Origin of the sequence: Microbacterium sp. 16-032, assembly GCF_041079455.1 — a bacterium.
Classification (GTDB): Bacteria; Actinomycetota; Actinomycetes; order Actinomycetales; family Microbacteriaceae; genus Microbacterium; species Microbacterium testaceum_A.
In genome coordinates, this window is sequence record NZ_JBFYGQ010000001.1 from 233,050 (window position 1) to 256,787 (window position 23,738).

Annotated in this window: 23 protein-coding genes, 1 pseudogene and 2 riboswitches; of the genes and pseudogenes, 14 read left to right on the forward strand and 10 right to left on the reverse strand. The window is 71.1% G+C overall.

Annotated features, from left to right (window positions below):
• Positions 1–40 precede the first annotated feature (40 nt).
• On the forward strand, positions 41–898 hold the full coding sequence (locus tag AB6V31_RS00935; RefSeq protein ID WP_056224543.1) for a Cof-type HAD-IIB family hydrolase: 858 nt from the start codon (positions 41–43) through the stop codon (positions 896–898).
• Positions 899–1,036: 138 nt separating this feature from the next.
• Here the strand turns inward: AB6V31_RS00935 and AB6V31_RS00940 are convergent, their stop codons facing one another.
• From AB6V31_RS00940 to AB6V31_RS00955, 4 genes are read right to left on the reverse strand one after another with little or no spacing between them, the layout of a single operon-like run.
• Positions 1,037–1,867 carry an SDR family oxidoreductase gene (locus tag AB6V31_RS00940; RefSeq protein ID WP_369363466.1) on the reverse strand — a complete coding sequence of 277 codons (831 nt, stop codon included), beginning with the start codon at positions 1,865–1,867 and terminating at the stop codon, positions 1,037–1,039.
• Positions 1,864–2,643: an enoyl-CoA hydratase/isomerase family protein gene (locus AB6V31_RS00945; RefSeq protein ID WP_369363468.1), complete on the reverse strand. Its 780-nt coding sequence runs from the start codon at positions 2,641–2,643 to the stop codon at positions 1,864–1,866. Before AB6V31_RS00945 ends, AB6V31_RS00940 begins: the two co-directional genes overlap by 4 nt.
• Entirely contained in the window at positions 2,640–3,401 is a 762-nt protein-coding gene (locus tag AB6V31_RS00950) for an SDR family NAD(P)-dependent oxidoreductase (protein ID WP_369363470.1), read from the reverse strand. The genes AB6V31_RS00945 and AB6V31_RS00950 overlap by 4 nt, the downstream gene beginning before the upstream one ends.
• Before the next feature lie 45 nt (positions 3,402–3,446).
• Entirely contained in the window at positions 3,447–4,412 is a 966-nt protein-coding gene (locus tag AB6V31_RS00955; protein WP_369363472.1) for a hypothetical protein, read from the reverse strand.
• Between the two features lie 131 nt (positions 4,413–4,543).
• Between AB6V31_RS00955 and AB6V31_RS00960 the strand changes: the two genes are divergently transcribed.
• Positions 4,544–5,038 carry a GNAT family N-acetyltransferase gene (locus AB6V31_RS00960; protein ID WP_369363474.1) on the forward strand — a complete coding sequence of 165 codons (495 nt, stop codon included), beginning with the start codon at positions 4,544–4,546 and terminating at the stop codon, positions 5,036–5,038.
• A gap of 80 nt (positions 5,039–5,118) precedes the next feature.
• Here AB6V31_RS00960 and AB6V31_RS00965 read toward each other — a convergent pair whose 3' ends face one another.
• From AB6V31_RS00965 to AB6V31_RS00975, 3 genes are all read right to left on the reverse strand, one after another.
• Positions 5,119–5,904, reverse strand: a complete 786-nt coding sequence (locus tag AB6V31_RS00965) for an energy-coupling factor transporter transmembrane protein EcfT (protein ID WP_369363476.1) — start codon at positions 5,902–5,904, stop codon at positions 5,119–5,121.
• Positions 5,901–7,349 (reverse strand): ABC transporter ATP-binding protein, encoded by a 1,449-nt coding sequence (locus AB6V31_RS00970; RefSeq protein ID WP_369363478.1) that lies wholly within the window; start codon positions 7,347–7,349, stop codon positions 5,901–5,903. Before AB6V31_RS00970 ends, AB6V31_RS00965 begins: the two co-directional genes overlap by 4 nt.
• Positions 7,349–7,984 carry an ECF transporter S component gene (locus AB6V31_RS00975; protein ID WP_268102547.1) on the reverse strand — a complete coding sequence of 212 codons (636 nt, stop codon included), beginning with the start codon at positions 7,982–7,984 and terminating at the stop codon, positions 7,349–7,351. Before AB6V31_RS00975 ends, AB6V31_RS00970 begins: the two co-directional genes overlap by 1 nt.
• Positions 7,976–8,086: riboswitch (TPP riboswitch) on the reverse strand. (Overlaps the previous gene by 9 nt.)
• A 29-nt stretch (positions 8,087–8,115) precedes the next feature.
• Between AB6V31_RS00975 and AB6V31_RS00980 the strand changes: the two genes are divergently transcribed.
• From AB6V31_RS00980 to thiD, 10 genes and pseudogenes are all read left to right on the forward strand, one after another.
• Positions 8,116–9,870 (forward strand): D-alanyl-D-alanine carboxypeptidase, encoded by a 1,755-nt coding sequence (locus AB6V31_RS00980; RefSeq protein WP_369363479.1) that lies wholly within the window; start codon positions 8,116–8,118, stop codon positions 9,868–9,870.
• 15 nt (positions 9,871–9,885) lie between these two features.
• A complete protein-coding gene (locus tag AB6V31_RS00985) occupies positions 9,886–10,230 on the forward strand; it encodes a GntR family transcriptional regulator (RefSeq protein ID WP_369363481.1) in 345 nt (114 codons plus the stop codon).
• Positions 10,231–10,571: 341 nt separating this feature from the next.
• Entirely contained in the window at positions 10,572–11,915 is a 1,344-nt protein-coding gene (locus AB6V31_RS00990) for a DUF222 domain-containing protein (RefSeq protein WP_369363483.1), read from the forward strand.
• 273 nt (positions 11,916–12,188) lie between these two features.
• Positions 12,189–12,818 (forward strand): annotated as a pseudogene (locus tag AB6V31_RS00995) (SDR family oxidoreductase); the annotation flags it as partial.
• Between the two features lie 149 nt (positions 12,819–12,967).
• Entirely contained in the window at positions 12,968–13,381 is a 414-nt protein-coding gene (locus AB6V31_RS01000; RefSeq protein ID WP_369363484.1) for a hypothetical protein, read from the forward strand.
• A gap of 44 nt (positions 13,382–13,425) precedes the next feature.
• The gene (locus AB6V31_RS01005) at positions 13,426–14,679 is read left to right on the forward strand and encodes a S8 family serine peptidase (protein ID WP_369363486.1); all 1,254 of its coding nucleotides are present in this window, start codon (positions 13,426–13,428) and stop codon (positions 14,677–14,679) included.
• On the forward strand, positions 14,676–16,040 hold the full coding sequence (locus AB6V31_RS01010; RefSeq protein ID WP_369363488.1) for a hypothetical protein: 1,365 nt from the start codon (positions 14,676–14,678) through the stop codon (positions 16,038–16,040). Before AB6V31_RS01005 ends, AB6V31_RS01010 begins: the two co-directional genes overlap by 4 nt.
• A 53-nt stretch (positions 16,041–16,093) precedes the next feature.
• Positions 16,094–16,185: riboswitch (TPP riboswitch) on the forward strand.
• Positions 16,177–17,001, forward strand: a complete 825-nt coding sequence (thiM, locus tag AB6V31_RS01015; RefSeq protein ID WP_369363489.1) for a hydroxyethylthiazole kinase — start codon at positions 16,177–16,179, stop codon at positions 16,999–17,001. It overlaps the preceding riboswitch by 9 nt.
• Positions 16,998–17,675 carry a thiamine phosphate synthase gene (locus AB6V31_RS01020; protein WP_369363491.1) on the forward strand — a complete coding sequence of 226 codons (678 nt, stop codon included), beginning with the start codon at positions 16,998–17,000 and terminating at the stop codon, positions 17,673–17,675. The genes thiM and AB6V31_RS01020 overlap by 4 nt, the downstream gene beginning before the upstream one ends.
• Positions 17,672–19,108, forward strand: coding sequence for a bifunctional hydroxymethylpyrimidine kinase/phosphomethylpyrimidine kinase (gene thiD / locus AB6V31_RS01025; RefSeq protein ID WP_369363493.1), 1,437 nt, complete (start codon positions 17,672–17,674; stop codon positions 19,106–19,108). The genes AB6V31_RS01020 and thiD overlap by 4 nt, the downstream gene beginning before the upstream one ends.
• A gap of 64 nt (positions 19,109–19,172) precedes the next feature.
• Here the strand turns inward: thiD and AB6V31_RS01030 are convergent, their stop codons facing one another.
• From AB6V31_RS01030 to AB6V31_RS01040, 3 genes are all read right to left on the reverse strand, one after another.
• On the reverse strand, positions 19,173–19,355 hold the full coding sequence (locus AB6V31_RS01030) for a DUF5302 domain-containing protein (RefSeq protein ID WP_056224573.1): 183 nt from the start codon (positions 19,353–19,355) through the stop codon (positions 19,173–19,175).
• Between the two features lie 38 nt (positions 19,356–19,393).
• The gene (locus tag AB6V31_RS01035) at positions 19,394–20,320 is read right to left on the reverse strand and encodes a DnaJ domain-containing protein (protein WP_056224575.1); all 927 of its coding nucleotides are present in this window, start codon (positions 20,318–20,320) and stop codon (positions 19,394–19,396) included.
• 128 nt (positions 20,321–20,448) lie between these two features.
• Positions 20,449–21,537, reverse strand: a complete 1,089-nt coding sequence (locus tag AB6V31_RS01040) for an enoyl-CoA hydratase/isomerase family protein (RefSeq protein WP_369363496.1) — start codon at positions 21,535–21,537, stop codon at positions 20,449–20,451.
• A gap of 109 nt (positions 21,538–21,646) precedes the next feature.
• Between AB6V31_RS01040 and AB6V31_RS01045 the strand changes: the two genes are divergently transcribed.
• On the forward strand, positions 21,647–22,906 hold the full coding sequence (locus tag AB6V31_RS01045; protein ID WP_369363497.1) for an ABC transporter ATP-binding protein: 1,260 nt from the start codon (positions 21,647–21,649) through the stop codon (positions 22,904–22,906).
• On the forward strand, positions 22,903–23,721 hold the full coding sequence (locus AB6V31_RS01050; RefSeq protein WP_369363499.1) for an ABC transporter permease subunit: 819 nt from the start codon (positions 22,903–22,905) through the stop codon (positions 23,719–23,721). Before AB6V31_RS01045 ends, AB6V31_RS01050 begins: the two co-directional genes overlap by 4 nt.
• Positions 23,722–23,738: the final 17 nt, after the last annotated feature.

Below are 23,738 nucleotides of genomic sequence, written 5' to 3' on the forward strand. Positions count from 1 at the left end.
ACCTGATCCGCGCCTCGGCGCCGATCGCTGTGGAGTGCACATGACCCGCATCGCCTTCCTCGACGTCGACGGCACGATCCTCGAGCACGGTTCGGTGATCGCCCCCTCGACGGTGACCGCCGTGCGGAAGGCGCGCGAGAACGGCCACCTCGTGTGGCTCTCCACCGGGCGATCGGCGGGCGACATCCACCCCGAGGTGTTGGCGATCGGCTTCGACGGGGCGATCACCAACGGGGGCGCGTACGCGACCCGCGGCGGCGATCCCGACGAGGACGCCCTCATCGTCGAGCAGCCGATGCCCCGCGCCGACGTCGAAGCCCTCGAGCGCTACTTCGAGGCTCACGGCATCCACTACTTCCTCCAGACCCACGGGGGCGTGTACGCGAGCGCCGGCATGGGTCCCGTGATGACCGAGTACCGCCGCGAACGGCACGAGAAGCGCGCCGCCGAGCTCGAAGCCGAGGGCCTGCCGCCCGAGCAACCGCTCTGGCGCGAGCCGCGGCCGGTCTCGGAGGTCGACCGCGACGCCGTCGCGAAGGCCGTGTTCGTCAGCCCGTCGACCGACACCGTCGCGCACGCGGCGGCCGCTCTCGGCGAGGGCTTCCACGTCATCCCGGGCTCGATCCCGCTGCCCGGCGGGTCGAACGGCGAGATCGGTCAGGCCGGCGTCACCAAGGGCTCCGCGATCACGGCGGTGCTCGATCAGTTGGGCCTGTCGGCGACGGATGCCATCGGCATCGGCGACAGCTGGAACGACGTCGAGATGTTCGAGGTCGTCGGCACGCCCGTCGCGATGGGCAACGCCGCGCCGGAGCTGCAGCGTCTCGCCGGCCGGGTGACCACCGCGGTTCTCGACGACGGCGTGCACAACGCGTTCGCGGAGCTGGGGCTGATCTGAGGTCGGGCTCCGCCCCTCAGCCCCGCCCCAGTCCGACAAACGCTGATCCTCCCGAGACACGCGGCGGCACGGCGTGTCTCGGGAGGATCGGCGTTTATCGAGGCGCGAGGGGCGTCGCCGCGGCCCCCGCGCCCCCCGTCAGTCCAGGAAGATATCCGGGTACATCGCCTCGTCGGGGGTGCCCGGCACGGCGGCGTACCCCGAGAAGTCCGTCACGCCCGAAGCTTCCAGCACGTCTTCGACGATGAGCGTCTGCCCGGTGCGCTCGCGCGCGGGCGCGATCAGCACCTCGTAGGCCGCGTCGGCGTAGATCTCGGGCGTGCGTGAGACGGCCATGAGCCGGTCGCCGCCGATGACGTTCTGCACAGCAGCGGTCGCGATCGTCGTGCGCGGCCAGAGCGTATTGGCCGCGATGCCGGCCTCGGCGAACTCGGCCGCGAGCCCGAGGGTGGCCATCGTCATGCCAAACTTCGCGAGGCTGTACCCCGTGTGCGCCCCGAGCCACTTCGGCGTGACGTTCAGCGGCGGCGAGAGCGACAGGATGTGCGGGTTCTCGGCGTCCTTCAGCGGGGGCACCGCAGCGCGCGAGAGCAGGAACGTCCCGCGCACGTTGACGTCCTGCATGAGGTCGTACTTCTTGGTCGCGAGCTCGAGCGAGCCCGAGAGGTCGATGACGCTGGCGTTGTTGACGACGATGTCGATACCGCCGAACTCGCCGACCGTGCGCATCACGGCCTCGGTGATCGAGGCCTCGTCGCGCACGTCGCCCACGATCGGCAGCGCCTGCCCGCCGGCCGCGCGGATCTCGTCCGCCGCCGTGTGCACCGTGCCGGGGAGCTTCGGGTGCGGGGTGTCGGTCTTCGCGAGCATCGCGATGTTCGCGCCGTCGCGGGCCGCGCGCAACGCGATCGCGAGGCCGATGCCGCGACTTCCGCCCGACATGAGGATGGTCTTCCCGGCAAGCGTCACGAGCGTTGTCCTTTCGCGGAGGCGGCGGCGAACGCGGCGACCCGCGCTCGAGCCTCGGGGGTCTCGAAGGCCGCGCCGATCGTGGCGGCCTCGTCGTCGAGGTTCTCGGCGAGCGTGCGCGCGGCGCCCACGCGGACGAGGCGCGTGGCCTGCCCGAACGCGGCGGTCGCCCCCTCGAGCCAGAAGCGCGCGATCTCGTCGACGCGCGTCACCAGATCTGCGGATGCCACGACCTCGGCCACCAGACCCCAGTCCAGGGCCTCCGCGGCGGTGAGCATGCGGTCCTGCAGAAGCAGCTGCAGCGCGCGGCGCTGGCCGATCGCGGCGGGCAGCAGTGTCGAGACGCCCAGGTCGGGGGTGAGTCCGATGTTGGCGTAGCGGCTGACGAAGCGCGCGTTCTCGCTCGCGACGATGTAGTCGGCCGTGAGCATGAGCCCGAGCCCTCCGCCGGCGACGGCGCCCTGCACGGCGGCGACCATCGGCAGGGGGGCCTCGGCGAAGGTGCGGATGCCGTCGTGGATCGCGTGCGCCGTTTCGGTCACGTCGCTTCCCGCGGCACCCGTGGTCGACATCGCCACAACATCGCCGCCCGCGCAGAACGCCGGGCCGTTGGCATCCAGGATCACCGCTCCCACCGCGGAGTCGGAGGTGACCTCGTGGGCGACCTCGCGCCAGCGGCGGGCCATCGGGAAGTCCATCGCGTTCAGCGAGGCGGGCCGGTCGAAGGTGACGCGCGCGAGCCCGTTCTCGATGCGGAGCAGGATGCCGTCGGTCATTTCGGTGCCATTCTGATCGCGCCGTCGAGGCGGATGGTCTCGCCGTTGAGGTAGCCGTTGTCGGCGATCGCGAGCACGAGGCGCGCGTATTCGTCGGGGGCTCCGAGGCGCGAGGGGTAGGGCACCTGCTGGCCGAGCGAGTCCTGTGCCGCCTGCGGGAGTCCTTTGAGCATCGGCGTCTCCATGATCCCGGGGGCGATGGTGACGACGCGGATGCCGTGGCGGGCGAGCTCCCGGGCGATGGGGAGCGTCATGGCGTGCACGCCACCCTTGCTCGCGGAGTACGCGGGTTGGCCGATCTGTCCGTCGAAGGCCGCGACGCTCGCGGTGTTCACGATGACGCCGCGGTCACCGCCGTCGGTGGGGTCGGTCTTCGCGATGACGGCGGAGGTCTGCGCGATGACGTTGTAGGTGCCGATGAGGTTGACGCGGACGACGCGTTCGAAGTCGGCGAGCGCCGAGGGGTTCCCGTCGCGGTCGAGCACCTTGGCGGGCGGCGCGATCCCCGCGCAGTTGACGACGACGCGAAGCGGTCCGGCGGCGGCGGCGAGGGCGGCGGCCGCGGCGATCTGCTCGGCATCCGTCACGTCGGCGGCGGCGAACGATCCGCCGAGTTCTTCGGCGATCGCGGCCCCGTTCGATGTCGGCAGGTCGACGATCGTGACGCGCGCTCCCGCCTCGGTCAGACGGCGCGCGGTGGCGAGTCCGAGGCCCGAGGCACCGCCGGTGACGAGGGCGGATGCTCCTGCGATATCCATGCGTTCTCCTTCGAAGCTGAAACCGAGTACCACAGTAGTCGAGACTCAGGACCGCGCCGAGCCCCACCTCTTCGTCGCCCGCCGCCCCGGCTGCGTGCGGACGGCGGCGGTCGTCGCGCCGTCCACGAGCAGGATCGTCTGCTCGGGCTCCCACCCGTACGCGGCCTGCAGGTGGGCGCCGAGGGCTGAGACCGCGTCGGGGACCGCGGTCTCGGTTCCGCGCGGCACGTCAGCGGCGCCGGGGTCGAGGTCGCGTGCCGCGGAGCGCAGGTCGGCGACGAGGCCTCGCATGCGATCGGGGCCGTAGGCCGCGGATGCCAGGTCCCAGTCCCCCACGACGACCGCCGCTCCCGCGGGACACTGCGCGACCTCCGCCGCGACGCGCGGCCCGAAGCGCACGCGGACGACCGCCGCTCCGATCGCGAGGACCGCGGCCGCACCGAGCACTGTCGCCGGGGCGAACGAGAAGACGAAGCGGAACAGCGTCGAATCCCAGCCGACGACGACGCCCACGATCGCCCGCGACAGCGAATAGACGGCGAAGACGGCGTTCGTCAGCGCGATCACGCGCAACGGACCGAACGGTTCGACGCGCGAATGGCTCGCGACCCACGCGCACGCGCCGCAGGTCGCGGCGACGGCGACGGCCTTCACGGCGAGGGATCCCGGGAGCGGAACCGTGGCGGTCACGACGGCGACCGCCAGCGCGAGGACGAGGATCCCGATCGACGTCCTCCGCGCGGGCCGCCCTTCGAGGGCGCTCAACGCGACGATGAGCAGGGCCGGTGCGAGCACCATGGCCACGTCGCCCAGAACGAGGGTCAGGATGCCGCCGCCCGCGCCGTGGATGAAGTACATCGCGCTGGAGCCCGCGGCCGTCACCCCGGCCACGGCGGCGAAGCGCAGGAACAGGGTCATGGGTCCGGGAGTGCCGATCCGCGGCATGGCGACGAACATCACGGCGCCCGCGACGGCCACACTCACCGCGAGTATTCCGAACGACAATCCCATGGCATCCCCCGAGCTCATTCTGCCGCTGTCCGAACCGATCGACCCCCGCGATCATTCCCTACGGACGCGTCCCGCACGCTCCGGCCTCGCCCCGCACCGTGGTTGCCGCGCGGTGCACCTAGGCTCGATGGGTGCATCTCCCGGACTTCCGCATCGAGAAGGTCGACGTCGACGATCCCCGCGCGGTCGCCCTGCGCGCCGCGCTGGATGCCGATCTCGACGAGCGGTACCGCGACGCCGACGCCGACGACACCCCCGAGGTCGCGGCGAAACGCGGAGAGGCCCTCGCCGTGCACCCCGAGCAGGTCGTCGCGACGCTGCTGGCTCTCGATGCGGACGACACGCCGCTCGGACACGTGATCCTGCGCCGCCTCGGCGAGGAGTGGGAGCTGAAGCGGTTGATCGTCGTCCCCGCGGGCCGTCGACGCGGGATCGGCACGGCGCTCACCGCGACCGTGGTCGACCTCGCCCGGCGCGGAGGTGCGCACCGGGTCATCCTGCAGAGCGGTCGCATGCAGCCCGAGTCGCTGCGGGTCTACGCCGCCGCGGGGTTCACGACGATCCCCGTCTACGAGCCCTACGTCGAGACGATGCCGCGATCGCTCTGCTTCGAGTACGTGTTCTGAGGCGAGCGCGAGCTCTCACCTCCGGTCCACCCCGCCCGGGGGCCCACCCGCGCCGAGCGTTGCGGACCCTCCACGGAGGTCTACGTCCCCACCACCCGGAACGCCCCCGACACCACCGCGGCCCCGAGGGCGACGGCGATGAGCGCGAGCGCGGCGGCCAGGGCCACGGCATCCCGACCCGAGAGAGTCGAGGGGCGCGCCCACGTGCGCTCGATGTCGGAGCCGAACCCCCGCGCCTCCATCGCCGTGGCGAGCTTCGTGCCGCGCCGAACGGCGAACACGAGCAGCACGAACGCCATCGAGAAGAAGCGGCGGAGGGCCCCGCGGTCGCCCAGTCCACGGGCGCGCCGGGCCAGGCTCATCGTGCGCCAGTCGTCGACGAACAGGCCGACCGTCCGGGCTCCGGCCAGAACGCCCAGTACGAAGCGGCTGGGCAGCTTCGCCACCTGTGCGAGGGCGTCGGCGAGCTCGGTGGGGTCGGTGCGGGCGAAGATCAGGATGATCGGCAGGGCCAGGGCGACCACGCGCACCAGCACGGCGAGCGAGAGGGCGATCGAGTCGTCGCTCACCGTCGCGAACAAGAACGTGCCGTACACGGTTCCCCCCGGCCGGGCATAGAGCAGCATGCTCACCGCGGCGACGGGGGCGAAGACGATCACGGGCACGAGGCGCGTGAGGACCGCGGCGAAGGTCAGTCCCGTGAGCGGCACGCACAGCAGTTCGAGCAGCAGCGCCGTCGCGGCGCTCACGGCGTCGATCGAGACGAGCAGGGGGGCCGCCAGCACGATCACCATCGCGACCTTCGTGACGGGGTTCACCCCGTCGAGCCAGGCGGTGCGCGAACGCTCGGTGGTGGCGGCGCTCACGCGGCATCCCCCATTCGGATGCGGTGCTGACCGAGGTGACGCACCACGTCGGCGTCGTGCGTGACGGCGACCACCGTGCGCCCGCGCGCGATCTCGCGCTGGAGCAGGGCGACGAGCTCCCTCCACCCGCGGCGGTCCTGACCGAAGGTCGGCTCGTCGAGCACGATCACCGCGGGAGAGGCCGCGAGCACCGTCGCGACCGACAGGCGCCTCTTCTGTCCCCCCGACAGCGTGAAGGGATTGGCGAGAGCGAGGGATGCCAGATCGAGGCGCTCCAGCAGCTCGTCGACGATGCGGTCGACCTCGGCCGGCGCCATGCGCAGAGCACGGGGGCCGACCGCGAGTTCGTCGCGCAGGGTCGCGGCGAGGAACTGGTGCTCGGGCTCTTGGAAGACCGTCCCGATGCGGGTGAGCAGCTCGGTCGATCGCCAGCGCACCGGGCGACGGACCCCGCGCGCGGCGAGTTCTTCCGCGGCGACGACCTCGCCGGCGAGTTCGGGGAGCAGTCCCGCGAGCGTGAGCGCGAGGGTCGACTTCCCCGCGCCGTTCGGTCCCGTGATCACCGTTCCTGCCGCGCGCGGCAGGGAGACGTCGAGCCCCGAGGCCACGACGGCGCCCTTCTCTCGCCCGATCGACAGGGCGGACGCGCGCAGCACGGCATCGGGCGCCGAGACCGGAGCGAGCACGGGAAGGTCGACCGGGCGACCCGGCACCCACACGCCCGCGGCGGCCAGGGCCTCCCCGTACTCGGCGAACACGCGCTCGGGCGGTCCGTCGGCCAGCACTCCACCACCGGGGGCGAGTACGACGACCCGGGTCATGAGGTCGGCCCACACCGCCGTGCGGTGCTCGATGAGCACGAGGGTCGTGCCCTCGCGCGCCACGACCCCCTCCACGGCGACGCGCACCTCGGCCACTCCCTCGGGGTCGAGGTTGGCCGTGGGTTCGTCGAGCAGCAGGAGTCCCGGTCGCATCGCCAGCACCCCGGCGAGGGCGAGCCGTTGCTTCTGCCCGCCCGACAGTGCCTTGGTGGGGCGGTCGAGGGGAACGGCGAGACCGACGGATGCCACGGCCTCGGCCACCCGCGCGGGGATCTGCGCCGCGGGGACGCCGAGGTTCTCGCACCCGAAGGCGATGTCGTCGCCGACCTTCGACAGCACGATGCCCGCCTCGGGATCCTGCAGCACTAGACCGATGCGGCCCCGCTGCGTCTCGGGCGGGGCGCCGTCGACGAGGATGCGGCCGGTGGTCTCCCCCTCGTCGCTCCCGCCGAGCAGTCCCGCCAGGCCTGCGAGCAGGGTCGACTTGCCGGCCCCCGACGCGCCGAGCAGCAGGACGCGCTCCCCGGGCTCGATGACGAGGTCGACCTCGCGCGTGGCGGGCAGCTTACGACCGGCGTATCGCCAGCCCCAGCCCTCGACGTCGACGCGTGCGGGGCCCGTCATCAGACGTCGCGACGCGCTTCCCGGCCCGCGGCGAAGCGGCTGAGCGCTCCGGTGGCGGCGAGGGCGCGCACGAGCAGCCAGCCGACGAGACCGGCCAGCAGAGCACCCGAGACGGCGAGGGTGCCGAGGTAGATGAGGTTGAACTCGACGGACTTGGCGAGGTTGGGGGTGAGGAAGAGCTCGAGCACCCACGCGCCGACGCCCGCACCCACACCCGCGAGCATCGCGACGGGCAGGGTGAACCGCAGATAGAGGAAGGCGAGGAAGATCAGCTCGGCGCCGAGGCCCTGGGCCAGCCCCGAGAAGATCGTGGTGACGCCCCACACGTTGCCGATCAGCGCCGACACGATCGCCGCGATCAGCTCGACGAGCAGTGCTGCGCCGGGCTTGCGGATGACGAGGCCGCCGATGACGCCGCCGATCAGCCAGATGCCGACGGCGATCCCACCGAGGCCCGGGGTGAGGCCGTCCATCGCGGTGAACCAGAGGCCGCCGACGGTATTCCAGCCCCAGAAGAGCAGGCCGATCGCGACGCCGAGGACGGCGGCGACGACGATGTCGACGACGCGCCACCGGAAACGGTCCGTGGTGGCGACCGAAGAGCGGTTCGCGAGGGCAGACGTGGACGTGTGCATTTCTCTCCTCCCTGCGCCGGCATGATCCGGATCAGGTTCGACGGTCGAAGCGTGGATTCGCTCCCTCTCAGCCCGGCTCACCGGACTCCCGTGGTTGTCGTGAAGAGTATAGGGCGGGGTAGCGTGGGCGGGTGCACGAGCAGACCCCAGCCTCACGGCGTGCGCTGCGTGCACAGGATTCCTCCCCGCGCGCGGCGGCCTCCGGCGACTTCGGACCCGCCCTGTCGACGACGGACGCCCTGGGCCCGGCCCTCTCGGTTCCGGATGCCACGTCCCCGGCTGTCCGCTCCGAGCCGGCGGCCCATGACGCATCCACTCCCGCGGCGAATGACCTCGCGGCGAACGGCTCTCTCACGGGCGGGGCACCTGCCGCGGCGACCGAGCCCGCGGCATCCGACTCCCCCTCCGGGGATGCGCCCGCGGTAACGGCTTCGGCATCGGGCTCCGGCCGCGCATCCGCCGCGGCGACCGAGCCCGCGGCATCCGACTCCCCCTCCCGAGACGCCCCCGCCGTGACGGGCGAGCCATCTGTTCCCGCCACTCCTCTTCCGGTCGCGCTCGGCGCGCTGCTGTGGGTCGATCCCGACGATGCGAGCGCTCTGCGCCCGGCCCCCGCTTTCGTCGTCTCGGGTGCCACGTCCCGCTCCGCGGACCTGCTCGCCGGCGCCCGCCGGCCGATCCTTCGCCCCGGCACGGTCATTCCCACGCTTCTCTTCGTGCTGATCATCGCCGCGTACGCCGCGACGACGCTGCTGTGGCCGTTGAACGCCGTCATGCCGACGACCCGCCCCGTGGCCGTGCAGCCGATCGCCGCCGCGGCGGCCGTTCCGGCGTGGCCCGCCGAGGGCGAAGCGGCGATCGCGATCGACGGCGTCCCCGACACCCTGTCGTCGTCGGCCAGCGCTCCCGAGTCGATCGCGAGCATCACCAAGATCGTCACGGCGCTCGTCGTTCTCGACCGGCTGCCCCTCGCCCCGGGAGAACAGGGCGAGAGCTACAGCTTCACGCAGGCCGACAGCGCCGATTACTGGCAGTACCGGGCCCGGGGCGAATCCTCGCTCGACGTTCCCGCCGGCGGCAGCCTCACCCAACTGCAGATGCTGCAGGGCATGCTCATCGCCTCCGCCAACAACTACGCGCAGCGTCTGTCGACGGATCTCTTCGGAACGGATGCCGAATTCTCGGCCGCCGCGACCCAGTACCTCGCCGAGCGGGGCATCGAGGGCATCACGATCGTCAACCCCACCGGGATCGAAGCCGGCAACACCGCGACTCCCTCCGCCCTCATCGCCCTCGCCGAGCGGGCGCTCGCCAATCCCGTGATCGCCGAGATCGTGCGTACCCCCGAGCTGACCCTGCCCGGGGCCGGCACGTTCAAGAACGGCAACGCTCTGCTGGCCGACCCCGGAGTGGTCGGGGTGAAGACGGGCACGCTCGACGCCTGGAACCTGCTCACCGCGAAAGACATCACCGTCGGCACCGCCACCGTGCGCGCCTACGCCGCCGTGCTCGGTCAGCCCGGGCCCGACAGCCGCAACCAGGCCGCGCGCGACCTCTTCGCCCGCATCGAGCAGGAACTGCAGCCCAAGCCCTCGGTGCCCGCCGGGACGCTGGTCGGCAAGGCAGAGACGCTGTGGGGTCCCGACATCGATCTCGTGACCGCGTCCGATGCCACGGTCGTGCTGTGGAACGGCGGCGCGGCGCAGACCTCGACGTCCTTCAGCCTCGGCGACACCACCGCGGCGGGCTCGACCGTCGGGACGCTGACCGCGACCGGTCCCGTCGACGCCGACACGGTGGATGTGAAGCTCACCGGCGAGATCGACCCGCCGAGCCCGTGGTGGCGCCTCACCCACCCTCTCGACCTCTTCGGCCTGAACGACTGAGCGATGGATCTCTCCGTGGATGCCACTTCGTCGGTGCCGCCGTTCGAGCAGGTGCGGACGCAGGTCATCGCGCAGATCGACGCCGGCGAGCTCGTCGCGGGGACGCGGCTGCCGCCCGTTCGGGCTCTGGCGGCGGAGCTCGGTCTCGCCGCGAACACCGTCGCGCGCGCCTACAAGGAACTCGAGGAGGCGGGCTACGTCGAGACGCGCGGCCGTGCCGGCACGTTCGTGAAGGGGGCCGACGCGGCCTCCGCTCGCGCCGCGGGTGCGGCGCGCACGTACGTCGAGGCTGTGCGCCGCCTTGGTGTCTCAGCCGACGATGCGGTCGAGTTCGTGCGGGCGGCGCTGCGCGATCGGTGAGCGCTGCGGCTCGCCCGTGTTCCGCAGGTGGGTGGGGGGGCAGAGTCGCCGGCGGCTTCCGTGCGAGGTGGCTGAGCCCGTCGATGCCGCGGGCAGCTCCCGCCGCGCGGTGGCTCAGCCCGTCGAAGCCACCGGTCAGGCGGGACGTCACTCCCCTCTGCGCGCAACATGGCTGAGACGTTCGAAGCCACCGGTCACGACTGCTCCTGCCCCGTCGTTCTTCACGCCCAAACGGTCCCCGTGGGACCCTCCTTCCTCCTCAGGCCTACTCCGCGATTAGTTATCACCACCTGGGTTTTTATCCGCTCCGCAATGTCGAAGGTCGCCGCTAGCATGCACACATGCACGATGGCTCCTCCCCGACGAACCCCACCGACGGACCCCGCGTCCTGTCGGCGCTCGTCGACGAGGTCCACCGCGCCAGCACGGCTCTCGCTGCAGCCGACGCTGCCCGCACCCGCGCCCTCGCCGAGGCCGGCCACCTCGCCCTCGACGTCATGGCGGGACAGTGCGCGTCCTCCCGCGCCGCCGAGCTCGCCCTGCGCGAGGTGGCATCCGAGATCGCCGCGGCCGAGAACCTCTCCGACCGCACCGTGCAGACCCAGATCACCCGGGCGATGACCCTCGTCGACGACTACCCCGACACGTTGTCGGCGTGGGAGGCCGGTGCTCTGACCCGCACCCACGTGAACACCATCCTCGATGTCGGCTCACCCCTCCCCGTCGAGGTGCGGGAACAGTTCGACGCCCTCGCGGTGAGCACCGCAGAAGGCCTCAGCCCCGGGCGCCTCCGCTCACGCCTCGCGGCCCTCGCCGAACGCCTGCACCCCACCACCCTCACCGAGCGCCACCACCGCGGCCGCGACACCCGATGCGTGAGAATCGTGACCGGCCCCGACGGAATGTCGGACCTCGTCGCCACACTCCCCACCGTCCTCGCCGTCGGAATCCACGACCGCCTCACCCTTCAAGCCAGAGCCCTCATCGACGCCCGCCTCGACGACCCCCAGGCGGCCAGCGACGAACGCACCACGTCGCAGCTCCGCGCCGACATCCTCACCGACCTGCTCCTCACCGCAGCCCCCGAAGCCGACCCCACCCGCACCGACGACGGCCCCGGCACCCTCGGAGCCATCCGCGCCCGCGTCCAGGTCGTCGTCCCGGCCCTCACGATCCTCGACCCCACCGCCGAGCATCACGACCCCGCCGACCTCATCGGGCACGGCCCCCTCGACGCCGCCACCGCCCGCAGCCTCGCCGAAGCCACCACCCTCCCCTGGGACCGCGTCATCACCCACCCCGTCACCGGTGCCGTCCTCCACACCGACACCTACCACCGCACCACCGCCATCGACCGCCACCTCCGCGCTCGCGACCGCCGTTGCCGTTGGCCCGGGTGCACCGTCCCCGCCATCCGCTGCGAAGTCGACCACACCCGCGACCACGCCCTCGGCGGCCCCACCCACGTCGCGAACCTCGCCCACCTCTGCCAACGCCACCACACCCAGAAGCAGTTCACCCGCTGGAGCGTGAAACAACTCCCCGGCGGAATCCTCCAATGGACCAGCCCCACCGGCCGCACCTACACCGACGAACCCCTCCCCTACTCCCCCGCCGTCCGCTTCCTTCCCGACGATCCACCCCCACCCGACCCCGACGACGACGGCACACCCCCACCGTTCTAACCCGCGTGACTTGTTACCCGGGATGCTTTCTGCGTGGGCCTGGGCGCTTCACGCTGGGCTCGTTCGGCGGGGTCTCGTGGCAGGACCGCAGGTGTGGCGAGGCTCGTCACTAGGTGTCCACGCGCACGAGCCGCTCCGCTTGTCGACCCGCACGGAGCAGGGGGAACATCCGATCGCGTACAGGGCGGCCGACCGGCGTCTACGAGAGCGTCGGCCGTGCCCTCTACGCTCAGCTCCGTGCCTCTCGCCTTGGTAACCTGAGCAGCTCGACCGAACAGCATCGCGGCGGGCATCGTGCCCCGGCTCAGAAGTGACGGCTGGGAGGTCGTGACGAGCGACCTCTCCGATGGTGACTATCCCTGCGACCTCGCAGACGTCTCGGGCCCCACGAAGCTCGTCGAACGCGTCTCGACCGATCGCGGGCCGATCCAGGCTCTCGTCCTGAGCCACGCTCACGACATCGAGTCCGGCATCATCGACACCACCGCGGAAAGCTTCGATCGCCATATCGCCGTGAACGCCCGCGCGTCCCTCCTGCTGATCGCCGCGTTCGCCCGGCAGGTCGCTGACACGGGTGGCGCGATCGTCGCCTTCACATGCGATCACACCACTGGTAATTTTCCGTACGGCGCCTCGAAGGGAGCTCTCGACCGCATCGTCATCTCGGCCGCACGCGAGCTCGGTTCGCGCCGCATCTCCGCCAACGTCGCGAATCCGGGTCCGATAGACACCGGCTGGATGGATGACACCACCCGTGACGGGTTAGCCCCACACCATCCCCTGGCTCGGCTCGGGACACCCCGCGACATCGCGGCCATCACCGCTTTCCTGCTGTCCGACGAGGGCCGCTGGATCAGCGGTCAGCTGCTGCACGCCGACGGTGGGTTCTCCGCGCGGTACTGATCGCGCCCGGGAGGAGGGCCGACTGCTGTGGATAACTGGTTTGCTCAACTCGGCAGATGCGCCATCATTGACTCGCAAGCGAAACCGGGGGGCAACGCTCACAGCGACGGTCAGGATCCCCGTTCGTGCCGCGCGAAGGGAACCTGGACATGGTCGGAATGATCCGCGTCGAAGACGGAGTGGGCGACTACCACGTCTCGCGCATCCGCCGAGCGAGCGACGAACTGCCCGACGACGCCGTGATCACCGTCGTCCACGGCAATCGCGAAGAGGACGCTCCCGAGGCGTACATGAAGAAGCTCGAAGGTGTCGCCGCCGAGATCGCCGGGCGTATCCAGGAGGTGCGCAACTTCACCGCTCGCAATGCCGACGCGCTTGCCGACGCCGTGCGGCTGCTGCTGGAAAGAAATCAGATGAGCGCCGACGAGGCCCGTCGCATGACGACTCTGATCGACGAGGTCGGCACCCCGACATCAACCTCGGCGGTTTCGCCCTCGACCCCGGCCGCCACCACTCCGACCGAGTCCGATACTGCAGCGTCGCGATCCGGGTTCGGCCAATGAGATTTCGGCGGCTTCGGAACCGGCTCGCCGCCTCGGCCCTGGCGGTGCTTCTCGTTGCCAGCGGCAGCGCCTCAGCTTCCGCGGCCGATGAGCCCAGTTCGTGGTGGTACGACGCCTATGGCATCGGCGCCATCCATGCTGAGGGGTGGACCGGAAAAGGCGTGAAGATCGCCGTGATCGACGGAAACATCAATCCGGATCTTCCCTCATTCTCAGGACGGAACCTCACGGTCGATGCGCGGTCACTGTGTGCCGAGTATCCACTGCCCACCACCACAGAGGTGACAGGTGACTCCGTGCATGGAACGACTCTCGTGGCGCACATCATCGGTACAGGGGACGGTCCCGGGGCCATTAAGGGGATAGCGCCTGACGCGGACGTTACGTTCTACAGCTATGGCACGAGAGAGGGCGAAGCCTGTACTGCATCGGAGTTCGCCGACACTCTCAGCTCCGGCGCTCTGGCAATCCAACGTGCGGTCGATGGGGGCGCTCAGATTGTCACCACCTCTGTGCTCGATTCCCCGCGCTCAGGCGATGCGGACGTCGTCGCGAACGCCATCGCGAAGGGGGTCATCCTCATCTCGGCGACTTCTAACCCGACCACCCCCAAAGGGAAGGGTCTTGACGGCTTCCGTGGTGTGCTGAATATATCCGCGGTTGATCAGGCTGGGGCACTTCAGAAGACCGCCGATGGAAGTCCGTTTGCGCTGGCATGGACGACACTCGTCGCCCCGGGCGTGGATCTCCCCACGATTGGGAGAGTGGGCGGTTCCTGGACTCAATCGGTTGCAGCTTCCGGCTCGTCATTCGCAGCGCCACTTGTCGCGGGCATGATGGCGCTGACTAAACAGAAGTACGCAGACGCCACGGGCAATCAACTCTTGCAGAGTGCGATCCACAACACCGGCAAGGACGACCACGAGCTGATCTACGATTCTGCGAGCGGATTCGGGTACGGCCTTGCCTGGCCAGCACACCTCCTCCGCGAGAGCCCCTCGCAGTACCCGAACGAGAATCCGTTACTTTCACGGGGGGACCCGCAACCGACAGACGCCGATATCGAGGCCGCTGCTCAACGTGGGTTCACCTATCCGCCGGCCGTTCAAGCCGACTCCCCTCAGGGCCCGGCCGCCCCCCGATCCGGGGATGACTCGCCGCAGAACGCGTCGACCGCCATGAGCTGGCTCCTGCCGATCGCCGTCGCCGCTCTCGCTGTCGCCGTTCTCGCCGGGGCGGTCATCACCCTGGTTGTGGTTACGAGAACGAGAAGAAACCGAACAGGAGCAGCGCGATGACCGGTCCTTATGAGCAGGGTCTCATCAACATCGCCGACGGCGGTGCCCCCTTCGACGTCCCTATTGTGCGAAACCTGGTTGCCAAGCTGGTCGAACTTCGTGATGTCGTCGGCGCGGCCGCGCAGCAGCCGGGTATCGAGGGCGATTCTGCTGACGCAGCCTCCGCGAAGTTCCTCGCCGCGAGAAACACGATCGGAGAGCAGATCGTTTATCTCGAGAAGACGCTGCAGACCGCCCTCGAAACCGCCAACGGCGTTCGAGATGATGCGCGTGAACGGCTTGCCAATCTTCCCGCAGGCCAGCTGACCTCGGGACAGGAGTCTTTAGTTCGAACCGCTGCTGTGGGTACGACGCTCATTTTCGGGCCGCTGGCTTTGCTGGCAGGTGAAGGGGCTGTGCAGGCGTTCAACGGACAACTTAGTCAGCAGCGCGAGGCTCAGGCGAAGCGGGATTTTGAATCCGTCAGCGGCACGCTGCAGGGTTTGAACCCGCCCTCACCCCCGCCGGCCGAGTTCCAGGTGACCAAGCCGAAACGCTTCGTTGAAGAGGAGACTCCCACCACTACCGGGGGATACCCCTCCGGGGGCGGGCCTCGTCCCGGCACTAGGCCGACGGGATCGACGAACGATTCCCCCACCTTTGTTCCCCGCGGATACGACCCGGCGGACCCCGTCCAGACCACGCCGACGCCGGAACACCTGATTCCCCGTCCCGACACCCCGCGTGGCCCCGGCATCGACCTCGGACAGGTTCCCCCGCACTACACCCCGCCGACGCCGGACGGCTCGATCTCGGGTATCGGCATCCTCCCCGGACATGTCTCCGGCCCCGGCTTGATCGGGGGCCCCTTCCCCGGCGGGATCTCCGGGGGCGGGGCGGGCCTCGGCTCGGGCCTCTCGGCCGGACTGATCGCGGGGGGCGGTGGCGCAGCGGCCCTCAGCCGATTGAGCTCGGGGGCGGGTTCGAGCACCACGGCCGGCGGACGCCCCATTAGCGGGAGCGGAGGACTCCTCGGCAAGAGCGGAGCCTCGGCCACCGGCACCGGGCTCGGCGGACGCTCGGGCACCGGCTCCCTGGGCGGCGGCGCAGGCGGCACGGGCGCATCCGGAACCGGCGCGAACGCCGCCGCGGCCGGAAGCCGTGGAGCCGGGACGTCGGCCACCACCGGTGGAGCCGGGGGCAGCACGGCGGGCGGGGGCGCCGCCGGCAGCCGGGGCGCCGGAGGTATGGGCTCGGGCTCACGCTCCGATCGCCGCGACGAGCGACGTGGCCTCGGCGGCCCCATCGCCCCTCGCCTCGAAGACGACGAAGAGACCGGTCCCCGTTCCGAGAACGCCGCCGCGGGCTCGCGCGACGACTGAGTCGCGGCATCCGGAGCGCGGCATCCGGAAGCCGACGACCTGCTAGCGTGCCAGACAGTGACACGGGGTGCCCGCAAGGGCTGAGAACACACCCGTCGAACCTGATCTAGTTCGTACTAGCGAAGGGATGTCGCGAATGGTCGTTCGCACGTCGTCGTCTCCGTCCACCCTTACACCCAGCACCGCCGCAGCAGCCCTCGACGCTCTGCGCGAGGCCGCCCCGCTGACGCAGTGCATCACGAACGCGGTGGTGACGAACTTCACCGCCAACGCACTGCTCGCCCTCGGCGCGGCACCCGCAATGTGCGACATCCCCGGAGAGGCCGGGATGTTCGCCGGCATCTCGAGCGGGGTGCTCGTCAACCTCGGCACCCCCACGAGCGAGCAGAGGGATGCCGCCCGCGAGGCCGTCACCGCGGGAACCCCCTGGGTCCTCGACCCCGTCGCCGTCGGCGCCCTGCCCGTGCGCACCGCCCTCGCACACGAGCTCCTCGAACACCGACCGGCGATCATCCGCGGGAACGCGTCCGAGATCCTCGCCCTCGGGGGAGCCGGCGCCGGCGGCCGCGGGGTCGACGCCACCGACTCCGCCGAAGACGCCCTCGACGCCGCACGCTCCCTCGCGATCCGCACCGGCGGCACCGTCGCCGTCTCGGGAGAGACCGACCTCATCGTGGATGCCACCCGCACGGCGCGCGTGACCGGCGGCAGCGCCCTGCTGACCAAGGTCACCGGCGGCGGCTGCGCGCTCGGGGCCGCGATGGCGAGCCTTCTCGCCGTCGCCCCCGCGTTCGATGCGGCGAGCGCCGCCAGCGCGATCTGGGCCGTGGCGTCGGAGCGGGCGGCATCCCGAACAGGAGGGCCGGGGTCGTTCGCGGTGGCGTTCCTCGACGAACTGGCCGCGATCCAGCCCGCCGACCTCGACGGACGCGTCCGCGTCGACACCGAGGTCGCACGATGACCGCCGACCTGTCCCTGCACCTCGTCACCGATCACCGCGTGCCGTTCGCGCGCCTGCGCGACCTCGTCGACGAGGCCGTCACCGCGGGCGTGAGCGTGGTGCAACTGCGCGACAAGGTCGCGAGCGGCGCAGAACTGTTCGCCCGCACCCTCGACCTCGCCGACGTCATCGCGGGACGCTGCACGTTCGTCGTCGACGATCGCCTCGACATCGTCCTCGCCGCGCGCGAACGCCTGGGCACAACGGTCGGTCCCACCGGAGACCGCGCTCGCGTCGACGGCGTCCATCTCGGCCAGAGCGACCTGCCCGTCGACGCGGCGCGCGCACTGCTCGGACCCGACGCCCTCATCGGATGGACGGCGAACACCCCGGCGCACCTCACCGCGGCGGAGTCGCTGCCCGCGGGCACGGTCGACTACCTCGGCGTCGGCGTCATCCGCGCGACCTCGACGAAACCCGACCACCCGCGACCGCTCGGCATCGACGGGTTCGGCGAGCTCGCGGCATCCGCTCCCCTCCCGTGCGTCGCGATCGGGGGGATCGGCCTCGACGACGTCACCGCCCTCCGCCGCGCCGGTGCCGCGGGAGTCGCCGTCGTCTCTCTCGTGAGCGGGGCCGACGACCCGGGCCAGGTCGTCCGACACCTGCGCGCGGAGTGGAAGGACGGAGCGTGATCCCCCGCGTCCTCAGCATCGCCGGCACCGATCCGACCGGCGGGGCGGGCATCCAGGCCGACCTGAAGTCGATCGCCGCGTTCGGCGGCTACGGAATGGCCGCCGTCACGGCCCTGGTCGCCCAGAACACCCGCGGGGTCCGCAGCGTACACGTACCGCCGACGGCCTTCCTCGAGGAGCAGCTGCGCGCGGTCAGTGACGACGTCGACATCGACGCGGTGAAGATCGGCATGCTCGGCTCGACCGACGTCATCGCCACCGTCGACCAGTGGCTCACCGCCACGCGACCGCCGATCGTCGTCCTCGACCCCGTCATGGTCGCCACCAGCGGTGACCGCCTTCTCGAGGCGGACGCCGAAGACGCCGTGCGCGCACTCTGCCGCCGCGCCGACCTCGTCACCCCCAACCTCCCCGAACTCGCGGTACTGGTGCGCGAACCCGTCGCCACGACATGGGATGCCGCGGTCGCCCAGGCCGAACAGCTCGCCGCAACGGCCGACACCGCGGTCCTCCTCAAGGGCGGACACCTGGACGGCCGACAGTGCCCGGATGCCATCGTCGACGCCACCGGTGTGCACGAGGTTCCGGGCCGCCGCGTCGACACCCCGCACACCCACGGCACCGGCTGCTCGCTGTCGTCGGCCATGGCGACCCTCGCCGCGCACGGCCTGCCCTGGCCCGATGCCCTCACCCGCGCGAAGCGCTGGCTCACCGGAGCCCTGGAGCACGCCGACGCCCTGCGCGTCGGCCGCGGCAACGGCCCGATCGACCACCTGCACGAGCTGCGCCCGCACATCGACCTCGGCCGATCGTGGAGCAGCGAGCGGTGGGATGCCACCGCCTCCATCCGCGCAGAGGTCGACGCGTGCGGGTTCGTGCGGGGGCTGGCATCCGGAGATCTCGACCGTGACGCCTTCGCCTGGTACCTCGGCCAGGATCTGCTCTACCTGCGCGAGTACGCCCGCGTGCTCGCACGCGCCGCCGCCCTGGCCCCCACGGCCGAGGAACAGCGGTTCTGGGCCGCGGGCTCGGTGGCCTGCCTCGCCGAGGAGGCGACGTTGCATCAGTCGCACGTCGACCCGACGGCCCTCGAATCCGCCCCGACGACCTGGGCGTACGCCGACCACCTGCACGCCGCCGCAGCCGGCGGGTCGTACGCGGTCCTGGTCGCGGCGATCCTGCCGTGCTACGTGCTCTACACCGACATCGGGGCCCGCTGGAGAGGCACCTTCGGCCCCACCCACCCCTACGCCGACTGGCTCACGGCCTACGGCGACGAGACGTTCGCCGCATCGTCTGCCGCGGCCGAGAGGATCGCGGATGCCGCCGCGCGAACGGCATCCCCCGCCACCCGCCGTGAGATGGCGACGGCGTACGACCGATCCATGGCGCTGGAGCTGGCGTTCTTCGACGCGCCCCTGAATCGCGGGTGAGGTGCCGGGGGTCTCGCGCACGAGACGTGATCCCCGGCACCTCAGGTGACGTCGGCCGAGAGGCTCAGCCGCTCTTGCGACGGAACTCCCGCTTGGTGACCGCTCCGTGCGTTCCCTGCACGGCGGAGTGGCCGTCGAGGTGCGCCTGACCCGAACGGTGCTGACCGTTCTTCTTCTCGAGCGCTTCCTTGAACTTGCGCTTCATGTCGTCGGATGCCGAGGCACCCGCGGTCTCGTCGGTACTCATGCCTCCACCCTAGGCATGTCCGCGGCGGGTGTCGCGGGTCAGACGTGCCGCACGCGCTGCTGCAGACGCGTGCGGATGTCGAACAGCTCGGTGCCGCCGACCTCGCGCCCCCCGGTGATCCCTCTGCGCAACAGGGTCGTGAGCGCACTGCGCGTGACCAGCGCCACGGGCGTCCCCCGCACTTTGCCGAGCTCGGTGATCGCGTCGAGCACCGCGTCGTCGGGCAGCACGACCATCGCCCCGCTGAAGCGGACACCGGCCGCGCGCGCGATCACGCGAGCGCGCGACACGAGCTCGGTCACGGGGGATCCGATCACGTTGGGGCCGGTGATCTCGCCACGGCGCACCCCCACGGGACCGCCGAAGTCCTCGCTCAGCAGGGCGTAGAGGCCGCTCGGACCGAGGACGAGGTGGTCGAGCTTCTGCTCCGGGTCGCGTCCGTCGCGATCGGCGAACACGTCGTGCCAGACGGTGTAGCCCATGCCCAACTCCGCGACGAGCCGGGCGGTCTCTTCCTCGGCGAGCGCGTCGGCGAGGATGTGGCGGATCTCGGGCGGGGCCGACCGCACGAGAGCGGGGTCGTAGGGGTCGGCGATGTCGACGCCGCGCCCCACCCACTCGCGGATGAGGCCGAGATACCGCTCGCGACGCCACCCGCCGGGCTGTCCGTGCGATCGTGCGCGCGGCCGCGTGTCGGCCGGACGGGAGGGAGCGGATGCCGGCACCCCACCGCCCCATTCGCCGGGAGCCGTCCCGCGACCCCGGTCGTAGGCGCTGCGCGCCTCGGGTGTGCCCACGAGTTCCCAAGCACGCTGGACCTGGACGAACAGGGCGGCGTCGCCTCCGGTGTCGGGATGGGTCTCGCGCAGACGCACGCGATAGGCGCGGCGCAGACCCTCGTCATCGATGTCGGCCGCGACCCGGAGCACCTCGTATGCCGAGGACGACATGGGACTGTCGAACACGTGCGTTCATCCGTTCTGCCGCGAGGACGCGGCGCCTCTCAGGCTAACCCGCTGCGGCTGAGTGCGGCCCGGACGGTCGGGTCGCAGACGTGGGAGCGCGATCACATCTCGCGGACGCGACGGCGCTGTCACCAGAGCGCGGGCTCCGGCGCATACGCGAAGGCTTCGGCGACGCGCTCGGCAGGGAGGTCCTCGAGGCGCGCAGGCGACCACGACGGCGACCGGTCCTTGTCGACCACCTGGGCGCGGATCCCCTCGACCAGGTCGGGTTGCGTGAACGCGAACCACATGACCAGGCCGTATTCCTGGGCGAGAGCGGCGCGCAGCGAGGGCAGCTCGCGAGCGCGACGCACCGCCTCGAGCGTCACGGCGAGCGCGGTCGGCGCCGACGACGCCAGCAGCTCGGCGGTCTCGCGCGCTTCGAGCTCGGGTCTCGCACGCAGACGGTCCACGATGCCGGACACGTCCTCGGCCGCGAAAGCGTCATCGACCCACTCCCGCGCGTCCTCGAGTCGCGACCGCTCCGGGGTCTCGTCGAACAGCAGCACCAGCTCGGTGGGACTCGACGGGTCGGCGCGGTTCTCGAGCGCCTCGTACAGCGCCTCGAGGTGCGCGGTCGGCACCATGTGGTCGGCGAAGCCGGCGTACACCGCGTCCGCGGCATCCATCGTCCCTCCCGTGAGGGCGAGGTATTCGCCGAGACGGCCGGGGGCCCGCCCCAACAGCCACGATCCGCCCACGTCGGGGGTGAAGCCGATGCGGGTCTCGGGCATGGCGAGCTTCGACCGCTCCGTCACGATGCGGATGGCCGCGTGACCGGCCAAGCCGATCCCTCCGCCCATGCAGACGCCGTCGGCGATCGCGATGACGGGCTTGCGCGAGATCGCGATGCGGTGATCGAGCGCGTACTCCTCGCGGAAGAAGGCGTGCACCTCGTCGACCCGACCCGCCGTGACCATCTCGTGCAGCGCCCGCACGTCGCCACCGGCGCAGAAACCGCGCTCCCCCGCCCCGTCGAGGAGCACCACGTCGACGTCGGTGTCGCGCTCCCAGCGATCGAGCGTCACGTGGAGGGCGCGGATCATCTCGAGGTCGAGGGCGTTGATGGCCCGCGGGCGATTCAGCGTCAGATGACCGAGGCCGCCACGGCCTCCGACCAGGACGCTGTCTGCGGCGGTGTCGCCGGCGCTGACGTCTTCGGTTCGCTGTGCGTGCACGGTGCCACGTTACACAGGCGGTTCGCCGCGCCCTCGGCTGTGGATAACTGTGTTTTCGCCCTCGGATCGGGGAAGATGGGAAGAACGCACGCAGAACGAAAGGTGCCGTATGCCCGACGGACAGGTGCTGGAGCTCGCCGGGCTCACCAAACGCTTCGGCTCGATCTCCGCCGTCGACGATCTCTCGGCCCGGATCGAACCCGGACAGGTCACCGGCTTCCTCGGTCCCAACGGCGCCGGCAAGACCACCTCGCTGCGCATGCTGCTGGGCCTCGTCCGCCCCACGTCGGGCACAGCGACGATCGGCGGCAAGCACTTCAGCGAGCTCACCTCGCCGCTGCAGACGGTGGGCGCAGCCCTCGAGGCCTCGAGCTTCCACCCCGGGCGCTCGGCGGCGAACCACCTCAAGGTCTACGCGCGCGCGGCGGGCCTGCAGACCTCCCGCGTCGACGAGGTCCTCGGCCTGGTCGGGCTCGCCGATGTCGCCGGTCGACGGGTCGGCGGCTTCTCGCTCGGCATGCGCCAGCGTCTCGGACTCGCCACGGCGCTCCTCGGCGACCCGGGTGTCGTCGTGCTCGACGAGCCCTCGAACGGCCTCGATCCCGAGGGCATCCGGTGGATGCGCTCGCTCCTGCGGCACCTCGCCGAAGAGGGTCGCACGGTCCTCATCTCGTCGCACCTCCTCGCCGAGGTGCAGCAGACGGTCGACGCGCTGCTGATCATCTCGCGCGGCCGCCTGGTGTTCCAAGGCGGCATCGAAGACCTCGCCGACCCCGACGAATACGCCACCGTGGTCGACTCGCCCGATCGCGCGGGTCTGTCGCGCGTGCTCGACGAGCGCGGCATCGAGTACCAGCTGCTCCGTAACGGCTTCACGATCCGTCACCACGATCCCGTCGAGATCGGCGGCCTCGCCGCGGGTGCGGGGATCGCCCTGTCGAACCTGCAGAGCAAGGGCGCGAGCCTCGAGGACATCTTCCTCGAACTGGTCAGCGGGGTGCGCGTGCACGAGAGCGCGGGTGCGGCCGCCCCGTCCGAGCCCGCCCCGGATGCCGAGACCCCGCCGTCCACCACGAACCTCGACGCCTTCCCCGCTCCCACCGGCGCACCGGCCCCCGCGGTGAGCCACGATGCGCTCTCCTCCGACGCACCCGGTCCCGACGAAGCGCGGCCCTCGACCGCCCTCGTCGCGGTCATGACTCCGCCGCGCACGGTGCGCACCGCGCCCGAGGCCCCCGAGGCGGGTCCGCGGCAGTCGTACGCCGTCGCGTCGACCGGGGTGATCGACATCGTCTCGCCCGCCGGCCGTGACGACCGGGCCGCGGACCGACCCGCCGATCAGCCCCTCGACCAGGAGGTGCCGCGATGAGTCTCGTCGCCGCCACGCGCTCGGAGTACACCAAGCAGTTCACCACCGTCGGCTGGTGGGTGCTCGCGATCGTCCTGGTCGCCTACGTCGGCTTCACCGCCGCCGCCCTCGCGTTCGTGTTCGGCGGCGTCGCCTCCGGCGAGCTGACCGGAGCGAACGGCCCCGCGATGTCGAGCGAGGGTGTTCCGGCCCTCGTCTACAGCTCCGCCACGGCGGTCGGCTACGTCTTCCCGTTGCTCATCGGTACCCTCATGGTCACCACCGAGTTCCGTCACAAGACGCTGACGCCGACCTTCCTCTCGACCCCCCGTCGCGGTGTCGTCCTCGTGGGCAAGTTCATCGTCGGCATCGTGGTCGGCCTGCTCTACGGCATCCTGGGCTCGATCGCCGCGGTCGCCGCCGGGGCGGGCGTGCTGAGCATCTTCGGCATCGACTCTGAGCTCGGGCAATCCGACACCTGGGTCCTCATCGGACGCATGCTGCTCGCCTTCGCCCTGTGGGCCCTCGTCGGCATCGGCGTCGGAACGGTCGTCCGCAACCAGGTCGCTGCGATCGTCATCGTGCTCGCCGTCACGCTGTTCATCGAACCGATCGTCCGCACCATCGGCGGCCTCGTCGAGGGGTTCGGCGACGTGGTCAAGTGGTTCCCGAGCACCGCGAGCGACGCGCTGGTGGGGCAGACGATCTTCGGCACCATGGGCACCGGGAACAACAGTGCGCTCGAGTGGTGGGCGGGCGGACTCGTGCTGCTCGGCTACGCCGTCGTCTTCCTCGTCATCGGCCTCTTCACCACCTGGCGTCGCGACATCGACTGAGCGCGTCCGCTGCGCGC